The sequence below is a fragment of the Psychrobacter sp. AOP7-C1-14 genome, from assembly GCF_052376135.1.
GTDB lineage: Bacteria > Pseudomonadota > Gammaproteobacteria > Pseudomonadales > Moraxellaceae > Psychrobacter.
On the sequence record NZ_JBQSVH010000018.1, the window covers coordinates 45713 to 64409 of the forward strand.

An 18697-nucleotide genomic window follows, 5' to 3' on the forward strand; every position below is an offset into this window, starting at 1 on the left:
CGCTATTTTTAGATAATAAAATCGGGTTTTTACGAGCGACGGTCATGGTTGTTTTTGTCGTGGCTGTTTTTAGCATGGACATTTTTGGCTGCTGCTTTGTGTTTAGCAGCTACTACCCGTGCCTTGTGATGTGATTTCGCTGCCTTAATTTTGGCTTTCCTATGTTTATTACTCGCTTTATTGCTGCTGTGTTTTTGATGCTGTACTTGAGCTGAATGATGCTTATCAAAATTAGGTGCAGCATTGGCCTGACCCACCATCGACAAACAAGCAGTAGCGGCTAAAATTGAGCTAACTAGTATTTTTTTCATCGTTCTATTCCTTTGAATTCATATTTAGAGTAGTTATAGATAGTTCACTTAGTGTTGAATAAACTATCGTGATAAAGCTTTACTCTATCGACAAAGAGAATGATAAATGACTCTAGTATTAAGTAGCTTTATAAAACTTGAAGAAAGGTTGCGATTGTTGCGAGGGCATGCGTGGTTGAAGACATGTTAGGTGTTGGCGTAATTTTTGGTTAAATGACAGCCTATTTACGCTTTATCGGTAAGCATCGTAGACAGAATATTTATAGAAAGGCGAATTATTAGCTGGTTGATGACGAATGTAAATACAGATATGGATAACCTAAATCTCTTATATCATTCTTTTTATTGATCGAAAAATCTGACTCATTAGAAGTTATTGGCTAATATTTTAAACAAGCATAGCAATACTCTATACTGCTATGCTATGCATGTGCTACACAGACGTTTTCTGCAAAATATAAACCACAAACTTCGCCTCTGTGCTAAATGCTGCTGTTTCTACGGCTGCCAGTAGTGCTTGCCTTTTTTCGCTGCGGGCACGGTACGCATAAGGCGTCATCGTCATCAAATCAGCCAAATCACCTGCGGATAACGTCAGCTCTGTACTGACACGGTCGGTCTCAATCAACGTAAAGCATGGTGCCAATTCTTGCAAAAACTTATCAGAATCATGCTCACGTACATCATCAAATAACGCATCACGCATCGTTGCCAAATGCCCGACATCAGGTTTGGCAATGATCAGATAGCCGCTATCCATCAATACATTATCAAATGCCTCGGGTAAAATAGGACTAAAGATACTACTAATACCCGTCATACTGTGCGGGCGTAATGGTAGATGTGCAGCACTGGTCACCAATGGATAGACTGCTGTCGTCTTGACAGTATTTTCTTTACGCGGCTGATACCATAGATGACCTGCTCCTTTGCTGACTTTAGCCAGCTCAACTACTGCAGGCTTACTAATATCAGCGGCTATCAGCGTGTCTATAACATCTAATCCCATTTGCGCCATTGCTTGCGTGTAGTAGCCTTCTCCGCAGCCAATATCAAGCCAATTGACTGACTTGTTATCTTGCTTATCTATTAACTCATCTTTAGATAGCAACTCTGTCATTTTTTGGCTAATTAGCTTTTGGAGCGGAGTATAGTGCCCATGGTTTAAAAACCGCTTACGTGCATCGATAGACTCTTGACTGTCCCCAGGTGCTTTGGATTTTTTTTGTTGCACTGGCAATAAGTTAACATAGCCTTGTCGCGCCACATCAAAGGGGTGTGAAGTATGTTTAGGATGCAGGCTACCATCACAACGCCAAGTATCTGTGGCGGGCTGTAGCGGTGACTGACAAATTGGACAAATAAATAACGACACGGGCATCTCAAAGTGATGTTGATATATCTCGCATTTTAACAAAATTCATGAGTCTTGAGCGACAAAAAGCCGCCTCAATAATGATTGAAACGGCTTTTTAGAGTCTCGCAAACTGATATCTATATAGATATTCGGCTGTTATAGCTTAACGCAGTTTTAGCGTCATTAACCCAAGGATGACAAGGATAATAGCAATAATCCAAAATCTCGCCACCACTTGTGTTTCTTTCCAACCAATTTCCTCAAAATGATGATGCAGTGGCGCCATTCGGAATACGCGTTTTTTGCGCAGTTTATACGAGCCAACTTGCAACATAACTGATAGCGCTTCGGCCACAAACAAACCACCCATAATAGCAAAAGCAATCTCTTGGCGAGTCATCACGGCGATAGTACCTAGCATCGCGCCCAATGCTAGCGCACCAACATCACCCATAAATACTTGTGCTGGATGCGCATTAAACCATAAGAAACCAAGACCTGCTCCGACCATTGAACCACAAACGATGATGACTTCGGAGTTGTAAGGAATATAAGGAACATGTAAGTAATCAGCAAAGCGTACATCACCTGATACATAAGCCATCGCGCCCAAACCTGCAGCAACAAGAACGACTGGTAGAATCGCCAAACCATCTAAACCATCGGTTAAATTGACTGCGTTAGAAGCGCCATTAATCACAAAATAAGTAAAAATGATAAAGCCAATACCAAATGGCACCGCTGAAAATGGAATCATCCAGTCTTTGAATACGGGCAATAGCAGATCCTGCATCTCACGCGTGGTGTTGATATCTGGTTGTAGCGTGGCGATATAATACAACGACACACCGACAAATAACGCGCCCATCGACAGCCAAAAATACTTTTTGCGAGCGATTAAGCCTTTTGGATCTTTGTACTTAATTTTTAGCCAATCATCGGCCCAACCTACGGCACCGAAGATAACCATAACCACGAGCAAAATCCAAATATAAGGATTGTTTAATCGTGCCCACAGTAGCGTAGATATTCCAATCGCACTTAGGATCAACACCCCGCCCATAGTTGGCGTACCAGTCTTAGCCAAATGCGATTGAGGCCCATCGTTACGAATGGCCTGACCATATTTGAGCGAGCGTAGGTGCCTAATAACACGGCCACCAAACATCATACTAAATACAAGGGCGGTAACAACAGCGAGCAATGCTCGTAGCGTCAACGAAGAAACCGCAGAAAACGGCGTATAATACTGGCCAAGCCAGCCGAACAACCAAACTAACACCGCCTACTCCTCGACTAGCGCATTTATAAGAGTTTCCATTCCCATGGAACGAGAGCCTTTGAACAACACAGTACAAGGCTTAGCTTGTTGCGCTTGCAAATACGGCTGTAAATACTGTAATAAACTTTCTTTGTCAGCAAAAGCATGAGCACTGATATCAGATACCTCTTGCGCTCCCGCGACGGTATAAGGTGCAAACTCACCAACACAAAGCAGCACATTGATACCCGTGGTCGCAATAGTACGGCCTAAGCTTTGGTGCTCACTGATAGCCGCATCTCCTAGCTCACCGATATCGCCCAGCACCATGACTTGCGTGCCTGTTTGCGCCGCCAGCACTTTGGCAGCAGCACGTACCGAATGAGGGTTGGCATTGTAAGTATCATCAATGAGACGATGCATACCAAGTATTTGGCTATTTAAACGACCTTTAGCAGGACGCGCGTTTTCTAGCCCAACAACAATATCACTCACCTCAATGTTCAGCGCATGCGCACAGGCAGCAGCAGCCAAGGCATTATTAACATTGTGCTCACCTGCCAATGGTAAATTGATATCATGAATTTGGTTGCCAATATGTAGCTTAAATTCGCTGCGTTCAGGCTCTACGTCTAGATGGCTTGAACTCACATCCGTATTACCGAAACCAATCACATGAGACGTGTGTTTTTCAGCGATACGCCGTAGCTGATTGGTAAAATCGTCTCTATCAGGAACAATCGCAAACTGTGCATCTGTCAACGTATGATAAATCTCTGCCTTGGTTTGGCAGATACCTTCACGGCTACCAAACTCACCCAAATGTGCCGTTCCAATGTTTAAGATACAGGCTACATCAGGCTGGACAATCTCAGTTGTATAAGCAATCTCACCAATATGGTTTGCGCCCAACTCCAAAATAGCATAACGATGATGATCGGATAGCTCAAGCAACATCATTGGGACACCCAAATCGTTGTTGAGGTTGCCGCGAGTGATCAATGTCGGTGCCAATCTACCAAAAATACTGCCTAGCATTTCTTTACAAGTAGTCTTACCGCTAGAGCCTGTAATAGCAATCACGGTTAAATCTGTATGTTGCTGACGACGATACGCTGCCAGCTGGCCTAGCGCCAAACGGGTATCACTGACCACCAATTGCGGAATAGCATTTGAACCGGACAACGAGATGGGACGTGAGACAACAGCGGCAATAGCGCCTTTTGACATTGCTGTCTCGATGTAATCGTGACCATCGAAATTATCGCCGCTTAGCGCCAAAAATATATCACCGGGCTTTATCGTGCGGGTATCAGTGGCTATACGCTTACTGGCTAATGCTGTCTGTTCTGCTGAATGGCCTTGTGGTAGCTGCCAATGTCCATCAAGCGACGCAGTTGCTGCGAGTAGATTGTCCATGTGCCAGACATAGAGCCCTTGCGACTGGGCAGTATTATCGGTATCGGCTGTCATAATGATTACCTTGTGTGATGACTACTTAATTTTTATATTTAATGATCAGTTTTTTACTAATGCGTGTGTAGATAGCCAATCAATTACACACGACCAGCTTGGTTCAATGTCTGCTGCAAAACAACACTGTCATCGAAATCATAGCGAACGTTGTTAATTTCTTGATAGGTCTCATGACCTTTGCCTGCGATGACCGCGATATCGTCGGGACCACAGTGACTCACTGCATACTCAATGGCGGTTTGGCGGGCAGGCTCGATATGGGTTCGTTGATATTGTTCAGCTGTCATACCAACCTGCATATCTTGCAAAATCACATTGGGATCTTCGGTACGGGGATTATCCGCAGTCAAAACAACTCGATCAGCACCTGCCAGACCTGCTTGTGCCATCAGTGGTCGCTTGCCTGCATCACGATCTCCACCGCAACCAAATACCGCCCATAGCTGACCTTTACAGTGAGTCTTGAGACTGGCCAGCACTTGGCTTAGAGCATCTGGGGTATGCGCATAATCAACGATAAAACAACCATCATTTGACGCTACGCGCTGCATACGTCCAACAGCACCTTGCAGCTGTGTAATAGCAGGAGCAATACGCTCAGCGCGCTTGGCATTAATACCAGGCTCGGCATCAAGTGCTACGACAGCTGCTATCGCTGCGAGCAAATTGGCAACATTGAAGCGACCTAATAATGGACTGACGATCTCTATGTTGTCAGCTTTCTCATCACCAAAATCAGTACGCAGATTCATTTTTACGCCTTGCAGACTTGGCGTAATATCAGCGGCAACAAAAGTAGCTGCTTTTGATGAATCTAAACTATATGTCCATACCGTCAAGTCGCTAGCGTTTGCCGTATCTAACATCACCTGAGCGTGCTCATCATCAATATTGATAATGGCATGAGTCAAATCTGGGAAATGGGCTTTATCAAACAGCTTGGCTTTGGCAGCGGCATATTCTGCCATATTGGCATGATAGTCTAAATGGTCACGGCTCAAATTGGTATAAATCGCTACAGTGACTGGCATACCTTGTAGACGTTGCTGATCTAAACCATGAGAACTGGCCTCTAATGCTAATATTTCAGCATTTTCTGTTCCCATTTGATATAGGAACTGTTGAACAGCTAGAGCATCACCCGTGGTATGGCTAGCTTGCACCAGAGCACCGAGCCTACCATTACCTGCAGTACCCATCACCGCGCTACTCTGACCCATCAATTGAGTAAGCTGTGCTACTAATTGACTGATGGTCGTTTTGCCATTGGTACCAGTCACCGCAACCACAGTCGGTAGAGTCACTGACTGCTGATATTGTAGGCGCGCTTGAATCAAACTACCTAAAAAATCGCGAATATTGGGAACGTATAAGACAGGGCATGATGCCGCTGCTAATTGCAGCTGCGTATCAGCAATATTATCTATCTTTGGTTCGCTACTAGTACTTGAAGGATTGTTTGCTTCGCTAAGCAAAGCACTAGGGTCAATCTCTGAGAGAATAAACGCGGCTTGCTCAGCAGCTTGCCGTAAATAGTCGCGACTTTTTTGAGGGTTTGCCGTTTGGCTTTTTAGAAGAACAAATACATCATTCACTTCTAGTTGACGACTGTCTAATCGAAACTGTTGGAATGGAATATGAGCAATAGATTGAGCTTGACCTGAATCTGCTTGATTGGATGCTTTCTGCATCGATTTTGCTATCATCGTTGTCAGCTGCTCGGCCAGTTTATGCTGCTGGCTTTTATTAGTATCTACAAGCTGTTGTAAAGTAACAGTAGCGCTATCTAGCGATGACGTGGTCATAGATAAATCCTAAACAGTTAAAACGTGTCAGCTCAATAGAACTGGACATTTAAAATAATTGAACGCTTACTGGGCTTCCGTTTTTAGTGGCTTATCCAAAGGCACATTATACAATCGTAACGCTTCTTTCATCACATTATGGAAGACAGGTGCGACTGTTAGACCAGCATAAATCTGACCGCGCGGGTCTTCGATAAGCATCACGCCCACCAATCTTGGATTGGATGCAGGTGCCATCCCAGCAAAGACGTTACGATACTGGTCAGTATAATAGCCACCGTCTGGATTGATGCGACGTGATGTACCTGTCTTACCTGCCACACGATACCCGTCAATAGCGGCGGCTTTCGCCGTACCACCAGGCTCAGTCACGCTCTCGAGCATCTGTACGATAGACATTGCTTGCTCATGCGCCATGATGCGTTTGCTTGGCTGCGGCTTGTCAGTTTTGGTTAAGGTAAGTGGGTGCATGACCCCACCTGCTGCTAGCGCTGAGTAAGCTTGTGCGACTTGCGCCAATGTCACTTGTAGACCATAGCCATAACTGACGGTTGCACGCCGTGCTGTTTCTTTTTCTTTTGGTGTCACGACCAGCCCACTACCTTCACCTGGAAATTGTAAAGGTGTCTTTGAACCAAAGCCAAATTGTTTTTGCATGTTAGTAATAGCATCTGCAGGCAAAGATAAGGCAATCTTGGTCGAGGCAACGTTACTAGATTTTTGTAGTAGCGTTGCCATGTTAATCATACCCAAATTATTATGATCTCGAATGGTATAGCCACGTACGCGAATCGAACCGGGGTTGGTATCAATTAAAGTCGTTGGCGTATACTTGCCTGAGTCTAACGCTGTAGCAACGGTAAACGGTTTCATCACTGAACCTGGCTCAAACACATCTAACAGTGCGCGGTTACGCTGGTTTTCACCCGTCATCTCATTAAGGTTGTTCGAGTTAAACGACGGCCATGTTGATAATGCAAGTACTTCGCCCGTTTGTACATCCACGATCATACCCGTTGACCAGCGTGCTTTTTGCAAGCGACCAGCCTTTTCCAGCTCTTTATAGAGCAGGTACTGCAAGCGCGAATCAATCGTCAACGCCACATCTTTACCCGGTACTTCTGGCTCAATTTGTTTGATCTCTTTCAGACTGTTCTGTTTGGCATCTTTTAGAACTAGCACCTTACCGTCATCACCCGCCAAATCTTTTTCATATTGGCGTTCGATACCAGCACGGCCTTCGTAGCCACCTTCAGGATCGTTGGCGTTTTGACCCATAAAGCCCAGCAACTGAGCGTTAGACTGTGGCTGTGGGTAATAGCGCTGAAAGAAGTTCTTTTCATAGACACCAGGAAAGTCAAGCGAGCTGACGCTTTGAGCAATCTCAGGTGTAACCTTATTAAGTAGTGGCAGATAGTGCGAGCCTGCACCAGATGGCAAAGCTGCTTTTACCGCCTTCTCATCGGTCACATCAATACTGTCATCAATGGCCGTGACTTTTTTCAACTCATCAACCGAAATATTGGCAGCAGCGGCTAGCTTTGTCAGGTCCATATTATCTAGGCGCTTTTGCATACGCGCCTGTAATTGTGGACTACTAGGATTGGTGATGATAATGCGCTTTAGCTCATAATATTCACGCGAATAATCATGCGGACTAAATGAGACAGTGGCGAGCGGCGCGCTGACTGCAAGCGGTAGATTATTGCGATCAGTAATCATACCGCGATAAGATTTTTGGGTACGCTCACTGGTGATGAGCTGATTACCTTTGTCTTGATAAAACTGTGCGTTGGCAACCTGAATATAATAGGCGCGGCTAATCAATAGCGCTAATATGACCAGCGCTAGACCCCATACCATACGAAAACGGTTTTTGTCTTGTTCGAAACCACCGAGAGCAGAAGCGCCTGAAGCTTTACTCGAAAAAACCATTTTGCTTTTACGGTTTTTTACACTGGTATAAGCGCCTTGAGTGTCGCTTTTTTTGATGCGACCAAATAGTTTTGCCTTGCGATTATTTGCGGCCTTATCAGGCTTACTACTCGTTTGACCAGATTTAGCAGCACTGGCTCGGCGTAGAGGTTTGGTTACCTTACCGCTGGCTGGTTTCTTACTGGTTTTTTTTGCGGTGGATTTAGGTTTCTTCTCACTCATTGTCCTGCCTCCATCGCTGGCTCTTCAGGAGAGATATCGGTAGAGGCACGTGGCCCAATAACATCAGATATATCTTCATCTGAGTCTTCTGTAACCACTGGCACCAGTGCAGTTGCGACACCAGGTTGGATAATCAACTTATCTTTTAACGTTGGCGAATACATACCTAATTCAGCAACCGCTCGACTGGCAATCTGCGGTGTGGCACTAAAAGTTTGTTGCTCAATCAATAGACGTTGATGCTCTACTTGTAGCTTACGTTCTTGTTTTTTCATATCTTGCAAGGTTTTGTAGTCCTGATGATATTGCTGAACTTCTTCGGCAGTTTTGATACCACTCCATACAGTCGTGGCTGCTAATAGCAGTAGCACGACCACATAAATACTCACCACATTAAACCGGCGCACGAACAGCTCGCCGACATCGGTGTTATAAGGTGTAGCAGTGCGGCGATTCGCAGGTTTGTCAGATATTGCCATGCGGCGATTCGCAGGTTTGTCAGATATTGCCATGACGATCTCAAAAAGGTGAACGTAAACGATAGAGTAGATAACGGACTGCGAAAGATGAACGTGTCATTATGCGCTCATACCTCAACCAAACACGTTGAGTGATTGTACGGCATATCAAGCCCTTCAACTATTAAGCAGATAAAAACGAACTGCTGAGCCTAACAGACAATATTTACAGCTTTTTAACAGTGGCGTAGCCATTAAGACATTTGAGCATCATTTAGACAAACATTAGCAACCTTAATCAAGTCGCTAATCATATTTATCTATGACTTGTGGCGTCATAATATTCTATAGTGCAGCTTTCTGCTCATAAGCTGTGTCAGTACGCGTTGCCATGCGCAGCCATGCACTACGCGCGCGTGGGTTTTGACTTGTCTCAGCTTTGCTTGGACCGACACGTTTTGGCTTACTAAAGTAACGCGGACGGTTGGGCGGCATCGGCAGGTTTTCGTCTTCTGGATACTGACCTTTACTATGGCGCTGCAAAAACTGCTTGATACGGCGATCTTCTAACGAGTGAAAACTAATCACTGCCAGCTGTCCGCCCGACTTCAAAATTGGAATACTTTGTTCTAAAAAGGCATCAACATCACCAAGCTCATTATTAATAAAAATTCGCATGGCCTGAAAGCTCTGGGTCGCTGGATGTTTACCGCGCTGCCAGTTTGGATGCGCAACTTTGATGACTTCTGCTAGCTCAAGTGTTGACTCATAACTTTCCATCTGTTTGATAGCACGGGCAATACGGCGGCTGTGGCGTTCTTCGCCAAATTCATAAAGTACATTAGCCAATGTTTCATCATCGACTGTTTCTAGCCATTCAGCAACTGACTGGCCACGACTGGTATCCATACGCATATCGACCGCTCCATCGCGCATAAAGCTAAAGCCGCGACTGCCATCATCGATTTGCGGTGAGGAAATACCCAAGTCCGCCATCAACCCGTCCACTTCAGTAATACCCATGGCTGCTAAGCTGTCTGTCAACGTCGCAAAGCTGTCATGAACCACTTTTACGCGGCTATCTGCACTTGCCAGCGCTTGAGCCACGCTAATGGCTGTCGGGTCTTTGTCAAAAACAATCAACTGCGCGTCATCGGCAAGTTGACTTAATAATAGCCTGCTATGACCACCGCGCCCAAAGGTGGCATCGACGTAAATACCGCTTACTTTTAAGCTATTTTGGTCGTCATTGCTTTTATCGTCACTGCCTTTACCCTCGCTGCTTGCTTGCTTAGGCAGAGATTTGACACCCAGCACTGCCGCGACTGTCTCTGGTAGGAGTACGGCATCATGAACAAAACTTAATTCGTCAGAGTAGGTATCGTCAGCAGTTTCAGAATAACTTACGTTAGATAGTGGCTTTTTTTCTGGCTTATCATTTAATAGTGACACAAACGACTCAGTAGATGGCGACCATATTGGCCAGTAATAGTAAAAAATTAGATGAAAATAAACAAGTTATGCTTTGCTTAGCATTATTATCGCAAGGATATATCTGTAGTCAAGCGCTAGACGGGCTTTTCATTAAAAATATCCCATCTCTCTGTTATACTAGCGCTATATTTTACGCTATTTTTCTACTTTGACGACGATTGTTTCAGCCGTATTTTTTATTCGAATATTTCGTTCGTATTTGTCATAGCAGTTTTTCACTACCCTCTTTCATTGCTAGACTCATTAACCGACACATTTATCAACAAACACACTCTGAGATTCTTATGACACAACCATCGACCCAAGCATCAACGCGCCCTATTCGTACTCGTATCGCGCCTTCACCGACTGGCTTCCCACACGTAGGTACTGCCTATATTGCCCTGTTTAACTTGGCTTTTGCCAAAGCGCATGGCGGCGAATTCATCTTACGTATCGAAGACACTGATCAGACTCGCTCGACTGAGCAATCAGAACAAATGATTTTGGATGCCTTACGTTGGGTGGGACTCGATTGGAGCGAAGGTCCAGACATCGGTGGTCCACATGCCCCATATCGTCAAAGCGAGCGTGGCGATATCTACAAAAAACACGCTGAGCAACTACTAGACAGTGGTCATGCCTTCCGCTGTTTTTGTACCAGTGAAGAGCTAGATGCAATGCGTGCGGCACAAATGGCCAATGGTGAGACCCCGCGCTACGACGGTCGCTATGCCAACCTATCACGCGAAGAATCAGACAAAATGGTCGCTGATGGCAAACCATACGTCATTCGTATGCACGTACCAACCGAAGGCATTTGCCAAGTACATGACATGCTGCGCGGTACGGTTGAGATTCCTTGGGCACAGGTCGATATGCAAGTATTGCTCAAAACTGACGGCATGCCTACTTATCATCTGGCTAACGTCGTCGATGACCACTTGATGGAAATCACCCACGTCATGCGCGGTGAAGAATGGCTGAACTCTGCGCCTAAGCATCAACTACTGTATGAATACTTTGGTTGGGAGATGCCGACCCTTTGCCATATGCCATTATTACGTAACCCTGATAAATCAAAGCTGTCTAAGCGTAAAAACCCAACCTCTATCACCTATTACCGTGATGCAGGTGTGTTGCCTGAAGCGCTGCTCAACTATCTCGGGCGTATGGGCTACTCAATGCCTGATGAAGCAGAAAAATTCACCTTAGATGAGATGATTGCCAGCTTCGATATTCAGCGTGTATCACTTGGTGGCCCTATCTTCGATATCGAAAAGCTCAACTGGGTAAATAGCGAATGGCTACGTGCGCTCACCCCTGAAGAGCTAAAGAACAAAATCCTTGAGTGGGCTAGCAATAGCGACAAGCTAACGGCTATCGCAGCCGCGATTCAACCACGTATCGAACTATTGTCTGATGCGGTAAATTGGGGTGGTTTTTACTTCCAAAACCTACCTGATATCACTGCTGAAAGCTTTACTCATAAATCGCTCGCCCCTGAGCAAATTATCGAGATGCTGCAATTGGCGCTTTGGCAGTTAGAAGTCTTGCCAACGTGGTCAGAAGAAAACATCTATGCCACGCTAAAAGGTCTTGCGGCTCACCTTGATATTAAGATGCGTGACTTTATGGCGCCATTCTTTATCGCTATCGCTGGTAGCACCTCATCGACGCCAGTGATGAACTCTATGGCGATTATCGGTGCTGATATGACCCTGACTCGCTTGCGTCACGCGGTTGACGTATTAGGTGGCCTCGGTAAAAAGAAACTGAAAAAACTTGAGAAACAAGCAGCAGAGTTGCCAGATTTCTTAGCTGCTGCTGAATAGTTTATAAAGATAGACTAGTGTCAATAGTGCAAAGGCGTGGACTCTGTTATTACAGAATCCACGCCTTTTTTATTATCAATAAGTTATATTTCTCAATAAAACTAGAATGTTGTAGACTATTAATTTAGCTGTTTAGTCAAATTGGAGATTAAAGATTTGAAAATTATTAATCTCATGACACCTTTACTCGCAAGTAGCTTTTTGATTGCGCCAAGCTTTGCAACTGGTTTTCAAATGCCATTTACATGGGGAGATTATGGCGATAGAAGTGCATCGGTTATGTATATGAGTGGCAGTAGTGAAGATTCCAAAATCCTTATAGCTAATATTACTCATTCAGCGTCAGGACATCAGGGGCTATACTTCAGCGATCACTATGTCGATACCTCTGATGTTTGTAGTTTTAAAACTACTGTCCCCAGTAGATATACAATGGTATTTAACGGACAGGCAGTTAAGATGCTACGCTGGTGTAAAAAATTTACAGACGTGGACCAGTATTGCTTCGAACTAACTCCTGCAACAGAACGTGGCAATAACTATGTCACTAAGTTATTTAAAAAGACTACCTTACCCATTAAAATCCAATACAATAATGAAACTCTTAATTTTCCAGTAATAGGCTTTACCAAAGCATGGAATAGTGCTGGTGGTGATGCCATCTAATAGTCTATGTCGAATAGTATATTTATAAAATGCACAAGTTCTAGATAAGAACCTATAAAATAGATGGATTGTATATTTTATAACTCGCTAAACTTTCTTATGAACTGGAAACAAACATGGCTGCCAAAACCGTCACGATAGAAAGCAAAGATTATGTCTTTAACACATTAAAAGAAGCACAAAAATACTATGACGCCGTCGTAAAGGAGCTTTTCGACGCAACTTTGACCTTAACAAAGGGCCAAGACTTCGAAGATTTAAAATGGATATATAGCACTTACTGTGGCTACACCAAGCATAATCTGGATAAATTGAGCGAATATGACATCATTGGTGTCAAAGGTATAAGAACGATCCGCGAAAAAGGTGGTCAATATGTGCCAACTGAGTGCTGTGCGATTGTCTTTTCTGATGGTAGCGAAGAAGATTTTTATACCGATAAAGCCATCAAAGAGATTGCCATCAAGCAAAATCCACGCTAATTTGGGCTTTTTGAGCCTTTAAAATAGGCTAAAACGCTTTTTTTTGCATATTTATGAATTATTTTTAAAATAGTTGTTGACAAGACTGCTGCTCTTACATAAAATACGCACACTCTTAGCGAGGGGCTATAGCTCAGTTGGTAGAGCACTTGCATGGCATGCAAGGGGTCAACGGTTCGACTCCGTTTAGCTCCACCATACTTATTTATAGCAACGCTCAGTATTACTGAAACGTAATAATAAATACTCGCTAGTAGGACAATATCAGCACCTAGGCAATGCTTATTTATAATAAGCCATCTGATATTGTGAAGTACCGTTATAACCACTGGTTATAACACTCTATGCGTCCCCATCGTCTAGAGGCCTAGGACACCGCCCTTTCACGGCGGTAACGGGGGTTCGAATCCCCCTGGGGACGCCACTATTCGGCGTCACTTATTAGCACTTTTGCCTAGCATCAGATTAGACTAATAAGCGAACAATAAAAAATCCCAGTCATCATACGGTGACTGGGATTTTTTATGCCTGTCGTTTTTCAAAATTCTATATTCTACTACCGCTAGTCTTCTATATTCTACTGCCGTTATAGTCAGCTGAATGTAAAAATGTTATGGATTTAAACGCGCTACTGGTATAAATTTTACTTGCGTGCTGCGTTCCCAGAGGCTGCGCAAAATTCATCCCAGTAGTGCTATGACATTTTTAGAGTGTATCGACTATAGTTTATTATTAATAGCGCTATTGCCAACCTATCTAATACTCGTTAATATCGACCTGATGAGCGTTTTTATAAAGTGCAGCCACATACTATAAATGATGGGCTTAGTGTGATTAAAGGGAAGTGATTGCGATGTTTGGTATCGAGAATTATCTAGGGTTTATCTTAGCGGCTATTTTATTAAACCTAACGCCAGGTACTGATAGTATCTACATTATTACTCGTAGCGTTTCACAAGGACAGACCGCTGGGTTTCATTCTGTACTGGGCATTACCTCAGGTATTTTGGTACATACGCTACTGGCATCCTTAGGGTTATCAGTATTGCTCGCCAGCTCACCGATGGCATTTATGATCGTTAAATACATTGGTGCAGCTTACTTATGCTATTTAGGTTTGAAAATGTTGCTCAGTAAAAACTCAAACTCGATAGCCAGTAGCCTAGCTAGTGATCAAAGCGTTGCCAACAAACATGGCAAAGAAGGTTGGCAGACTTATAAGCAAGGCGTATTGACCAATGTGTTTAATCCAAAGGTCGCACTATTCTTTCTAGCCTTCCTCCCTCAGTTTATCGACTCTAGCTATGCTTATGGTATGTTGTCATTTCTAATGCTGGGCATTACCTTTGCTATTACTGGCTTTATCTGGTTTTCCTGTCTGTCTCTGTTATCGTCACGCTTTAGCAAAAGTCTGCGCGAAAAGCCATCTGTTGAGACAGTATTGAATAAAGTCAGTGGCGTTGTCTTTTTTGGCTTAGGTATTAAGCTGTTGACTGAGAAGGCTTAAAGAGTACAGTAACGAAAAAACTATCTTCCATAAAAAAGCCCAATCCCCCACTTTGAAGGAGATTGGGCTTTTTTATATTAAACTTAACTAAACACTAGCTTGCTTCTTTACTCTCAGCAGCCAATTGACGTAGTACATAGTGCAATACACCGCCATGACGCACATACTCACGCTCTTTTGGCGTTTGCAGACCGACATTTACCTCGAAAGTCTCGCTTGATCCATCAGCACGTGTAGCCGTAACGTTGGCAGTTTTACTTTCGCCATTATCTAGACCCGTGATGCTGAGCACTTCAGAACCGTCTAGTTTATAGGTCTCTGCATTTTGACCATCTTTGAACGTCAATGGGAGCACGCCCATGCCGACGAGATTCGAACGGTGAATACGCTCAAACGAGCTGGTCAATACCGCTTTTACGCCTAGCAGGATTGTTCCTTTTGCTGCCCAGTCACGGCTCGAACCAGAGCCATACTCTGCCCCACCCAGTACAACAAGCGGACGCTTATCTTCTTTATACTTCATCGCCGCATTATAGATTGGCATTTCTTCACCATCCTGTAGCGTAGCGCTGTCATCTTTGAAGTAGTAGGTATAACCGCCTTCCTTACCGCCCATCATGGTATTTTTGATACGGATATTGGCGAAAGTACCACGAGTCATAACTGCATCGTTACCACGGCGTGAGCCATAGCTGTTGAAGTCTGCTTCCATCACACCGCGCTCTTGCAAGTACTTGCCTGCTGGTGAGTCTGGATCGATATTACCCGCTGGTGAAATATGATCAGTGGTAATTGAGTCACCAAATAGACCTAAGATACGCGCGCCTTCGATATCAAGAATACCTTCTGGCTCCATGGTCATACCATCAAAGAACGGTGGATTCTTAATGTAGGTCGATCCTTCATTCCATGGATATAGCTGGCTATCCGCTGAACTGATTGCGTTCCACGCTGCACTACCATCAAATACTTCGCCGTAGTTTTTGCGGAACATATCCGCATCGATGTTGTTGGCAATCAGCTCGTTAATCTCTTCTGAGGTTGGCCAGATGTCTTTTAAGTAGACATCATTACCATCTTGATCTTGTGCTAGTGGGTGGGTCGTTAGGTCAATATCGACCGTACCTGCCAGTGCATAGGCTACTACTAGCGGTGGTGACGCCAAGTAACTGGCCTTCACATGTGAATGAATACGACCTTCAAAGTTACGGTTACCCGACAGCACTGCAGAAGCAACCAAATCATTTTCTTCGATACCCTTTTCGATAGCTTCAGGCAGTGGGCCTGAGTTACCGATACAAGTCGTACAACCATAACCTACTAGGTAGAAGCCTGTTTTTTCTAGCTCATCCATGAGGTTGGTTTTTTCTAGGTAATCAGTCACCACTTTTGAACCTGGTGCCAATGATGTTTTTACCCATGGTTTGGCCTTAAGCCCTTTAGCAGCCGCTTTTTTGGCCACCAGACCCGCACCAATCATAACTGCTGGGTTTGAGGTATTGGTACAAGAAGTGATGGCGGCAATAACCACAGAACCATCTCTTAATTTGTGCTGTTTGTCATCGATACTGACATTCGAGAAAACATTATTTGCTGGAGCATGCTTAAGATCATCATCGCTTGTATCGACTTCGATATTTGGCTCAGCTGCGAGATCCTCTGCCTGTTCTTGCTCACCGCCTTCTTGATCAAAACGTATCTTACCATCCGCTTCTACTTTACGGTCTTTGTTCATCTTCTCTAGCGTTTCGCCAAACTTCTCGTGCATATCTGATAAGTTGATACGCTGTTGAGGTAAGTTAGGTCCAGCCAGTGCTGGTTGTACTGAAGATAGATCTAACTCTAACTTGCTCGAATAAGTCGCAGCTGGTGTATCGGCATCATGCCATAAGCCTTGCGCCTTAGCATATTTTTCAACCAACTCAATTTGCTCTTCGTCACGGCCTGATAGACGTAGGTAATCAATTGCCATCTGATCAATCGGGAAAATACCACAGGTCGCACCGTACTCTGGTGACATATTGGCAATAGTCGCGCGATCCGCAAGCGGCATACTGTGTAAGCCCTCACCATAAAACTCAACGAATTTACCAACTACACCATGTGCACGTAGCATCTCTACCACACGGAGTACCAAATCGGTTGCTGTGACGCCTTCGGTTAACTTGCCTTTTAGCTCAAATCCGACCACTTGCGGAATTAGCATCGATGACGGCTGACCTAGCATCGCAGCTTCAGCTTCGATACCGCCCACACCCCAACCAAGCACACCAATACCATTAATCATCGTGGTATGACTGTCTGTACCAAATACAGTGTCTGGATAAGCCATCAGTTCGCCATCAACATCTGCTGCCATCACAACACGGGCTAAATACTCAAGGTTAACCTGATGCACAATACCTGTCGCTGGTGGCACTACGACAAAGTTTTCAAACGCTTGTTTGCCCCAATGCAAAAACTCATAGCGCTCGTTGTTACGCTTGAATTCAATTTTTTCGTTGAGATCTAGTGCGTCTTCGCGGCCATAGGCATCCACCTGTACAGAGTGATCGACTACCAACTCACTAGGGATAAATGGGTTGATCTGCTCAGCCTTACCGCCCAGCTCGACCACCGCATCGCGCATTGCAGCCAAATCGACCACTGAAGGTACACCTGTGAAGTCTTGCAAAACCACACGCGCTGGCATAAAGGCGATTTCTTTTGACGCCTCGGCGCCTGCATCCCAGTTGGCAACCGCTTCGATATGGTTTTTTCCAACTGACTGACCACCGTCTTCATTGCGTAGTAGGTTTTCTAGTACTACTTTCATACAAAACGGTAGCGTTTTGATATGCTCGTAAGTTTCGGTCAGCTTTGGCAGGCTGTAGTAGGCATGTTCCTTGCCAGCGACTGAAAGGGTGTCTTTTACATCAAAAACATCACTCATGATAGCTTCCTTATCGTTGTTATAAATCCTGAACATAAATTATTATAGGTTTATGTGTGACTGGTGGCTCGATAAATGATTAATCTGTTCTGCATCAACAGAGCAGTTTCGCGAGACTGTCTGATATAAGTCAGTGTTAACAAAAGAGATAATCATATCTGTAATGGTTAACAGAAACTCCCTTTTACCATAACAAACATACAAGGCTTTGTTAACGTCTGGACGTTATCGAATCGTGGGACAAACGTAAACGTAACAACGGTTTAGCGAGCTATCTTTAAATGATTTGTTCCTATTCAATTTTTATTTTTTTTACGTCGTCCACTGCGGAATACATAACTGTCTTCGTAGAAATCAGCAGCCTTATTTGCTGACCAAAAATGCGGCACACCCAAAATAGGTAACGGTGCAAGCTGGCGTGGTTTGACATCATCGTTTGATAACAATGTGTCCATGTATTCAGCAACCTTGCTATCTAAGCAATTCATTCGCTCAGCTAATGGTAGAGTAAAGAATTCTTGTGCAACATGAATGACAATGCTGTGAGCGCACAGCGGCTTGCGTGGGGATACCAACTGCTCAAGCAGTGCATGCCCAAAGATATAAACTGCGGCTTGGGCACTTGCATCTGGTTGTGCTGGGTTGTCCCATTTAGCACGAGGCTTCACTAAACTTGCCTGCCAGTCGAAACTGACTAATGCATCACCGATACTAGCATCAGAAGTCACTAGTACTGCGCCATTTTCATCAAAGACAGTAATAGTGTCGCGCACACGCCCTCGACGCTCACTGATACCCTGCTTTTCGATTTCTAGCGTATGGTAGTAGTTCAGCACCGCTTTAGTCTTCGGAAAGGTCAGCCAAATACTGCCATTAAACAAGTCATGCAAGTTATCACGCGTCGGAATGTTGCCAGTTGTACCAATAAATTGCTCATAAGCTTCCCCTTCAGGTAATGCATTTTGAGAGACGAACTG

General features: G+C 44.4%; 14 protein-coding genes and 2 tRNA genes. 6 read left to right on the top strand and 10 right to left on the bottom strand.

Annotated features, from left to right (window positions below; genetic code table 11):
• Window positions 1-29 precede the first annotated feature (29 nt).
• From ACT3QN_RS11220 to rsmH, 8 genes are all read right to left on the bottom strand, one after another.
• Window positions 30-311 (bottom strand): hypothetical protein, encoded by a 282-nt coding sequence (locus ACT3QN_RS11220; RefSeq protein WP_444522983.1) that lies wholly within the window; start codon window positions 309-311, stop codon window positions 30-32.
• A gap of 433 nt (window positions 312-744) precedes the next feature.
• Window positions 745-1692 carry a putative RNA methyltransferase gene (locus ACT3QN_RS11225; RefSeq protein WP_444522984.1) on the bottom strand — a complete coding sequence of 316 codons (948 nt, stop codon included), beginning with the start codon at window positions 1690-1692 and terminating at the stop codon, window positions 745-747.
• A gap of 139 nt (window positions 1693-1831) precedes the next feature.
• Window positions 1832-2950: a phospho-N-acetylmuramoyl-pentapeptide-transferase gene (gene mraY / locus ACT3QN_RS11230; RefSeq protein ID WP_444522985.1), complete on the bottom strand. Its 1119-nt coding sequence runs from the start codon at window positions 2948-2950 to the stop codon at window positions 1832-1834.
• 3 nt (window positions 2951-2953) lie between these two features.
• On the bottom strand, window positions 2954-4402 hold the full coding sequence (locus ACT3QN_RS11235) for a UDP-N-acetylmuramoyl-tripeptide--D-alanyl-D-alanine ligase (protein WP_444522986.1): 1449 nt from the start codon (window positions 4400-4402) through the stop codon (window positions 2954-2956).
• Window positions 4403-4485: 83 nt separating this feature from the next.
• On the bottom strand, window positions 4486-6210 hold the full coding sequence (locus ACT3QN_RS11240; protein WP_444522987.1) for a UDP-N-acetylmuramoyl-L-alanyl-D-glutamate--2,6-diaminopimelate ligase: 1725 nt from the start codon (window positions 6208-6210) through the stop codon (window positions 4486-4488).
• 66 nt (window positions 6211-6276) lie between these two features.
• Window positions 6277-8367 carry a peptidoglycan D,D-transpeptidase FtsI family protein gene (locus tag ACT3QN_RS11245; protein ID WP_444522988.1) on the bottom strand — a complete coding sequence of 697 codons (2091 nt, stop codon included), beginning with the start codon at window positions 8365-8367 and terminating at the stop codon, window positions 6277-6279.
• Window positions 8364-8846 (bottom strand): cell division protein FtsL, encoded by a 483-nt coding sequence (gene ftsL, locus ACT3QN_RS11250; protein WP_444523020.1) that lies wholly within the window; start codon window positions 8844-8846, stop codon window positions 8364-8366. The genes ACT3QN_RS11245 and ftsL overlap by 4 nt, the downstream gene beginning before the upstream one ends.
• A 324-nt stretch (window positions 8847-9170) precedes the next feature.
• Window positions 9171-10277, bottom strand: a complete 1107-nt coding sequence (gene rsmH, locus ACT3QN_RS11255) for a 16S rRNA (cytosine(1402)-N(4))-methyltransferase RsmH (RefSeq protein WP_444522989.1) — start codon at window positions 10275-10277, stop codon at window positions 9171-9173.
• A 326-nt stretch (window positions 10278-10603) separates the two neighbouring features.
• On the opposite strand from rsmH, the gene gltX reads away from it, so the two are divergent.
• The 6 genes from gltX (at window position 10604) to ACT3QN_RS11285 (ending at window position 14788) form a co-directional block, all read left to right on the top strand.
• The gene (gene gltX / locus ACT3QN_RS11260) at window positions 10604-12133 is read left to right on the top strand and encodes a glutamate--tRNA ligase (RefSeq protein WP_444522990.1); all 1530 of its coding nucleotides are present in this window, start codon (window positions 10604-10606) and stop codon (window positions 12131-12133) included.
• A gap of 156 nt (window positions 12134-12289) precedes the next feature.
• Window positions 12290-12799 (top strand): hypothetical protein, encoded by a 510-nt coding sequence (locus tag ACT3QN_RS11265; protein WP_444522991.1) that lies wholly within the window; start codon window positions 12290-12292, stop codon window positions 12797-12799.
• Between the two features lie 116 nt (window positions 12800-12915).
• The gene (locus ACT3QN_RS11270; protein ID WP_444522992.1) at window positions 12916-13281 is read left to right on the top strand and encodes a hypothetical protein; all 366 of its coding nucleotides are present in this window, start codon (window positions 12916-12918) and stop codon (window positions 13279-13281) included.
• 122 nt (window positions 13282-13403) lie between these two features.
• Window positions 13404-13479: transfer RNA gene (locus ACT3QN_RS11275), tRNA-Ala, on the top strand.
• Between the two features lie 150 nt (window positions 13480-13629).
• Window positions 13630-13705, top strand: a tRNA-Glu gene (locus ACT3QN_RS11280).
• Window positions 13706-14134: 429 nt separating this feature from the next.
• Entirely contained in the window at window positions 14135-14788 is a 654-nt protein-coding gene (locus tag ACT3QN_RS11285) for a LysE family translocator (RefSeq protein WP_444520707.1), read from the top strand.
• A 94-nt stretch (window positions 14789-14882) separates the two neighbouring features.
• Here the strand turns inward: ACT3QN_RS11285 and ACT3QN_RS11290 are convergent, their stop codons facing one another.
• Both ACT3QN_RS11290 and ACT3QN_RS11295 read right to left on the bottom strand, forming a co-directional pair.
• On the bottom strand, window positions 14883-17720 hold the full coding sequence (locus tag ACT3QN_RS11290; RefSeq protein WP_444522993.1) for an aconitate hydratase: 2838 nt from the start codon (window positions 17718-17720) through the stop codon (window positions 14883-14885).
• Between the two features lie 296 nt (window positions 17721-18016).
• On the bottom strand, window positions 18017-18697 hold a 681-nt coding region (locus ACT3QN_RS11295; protein ID WP_444529213.1), incomplete at its 5' end, for a DUF3025 domain-containing protein.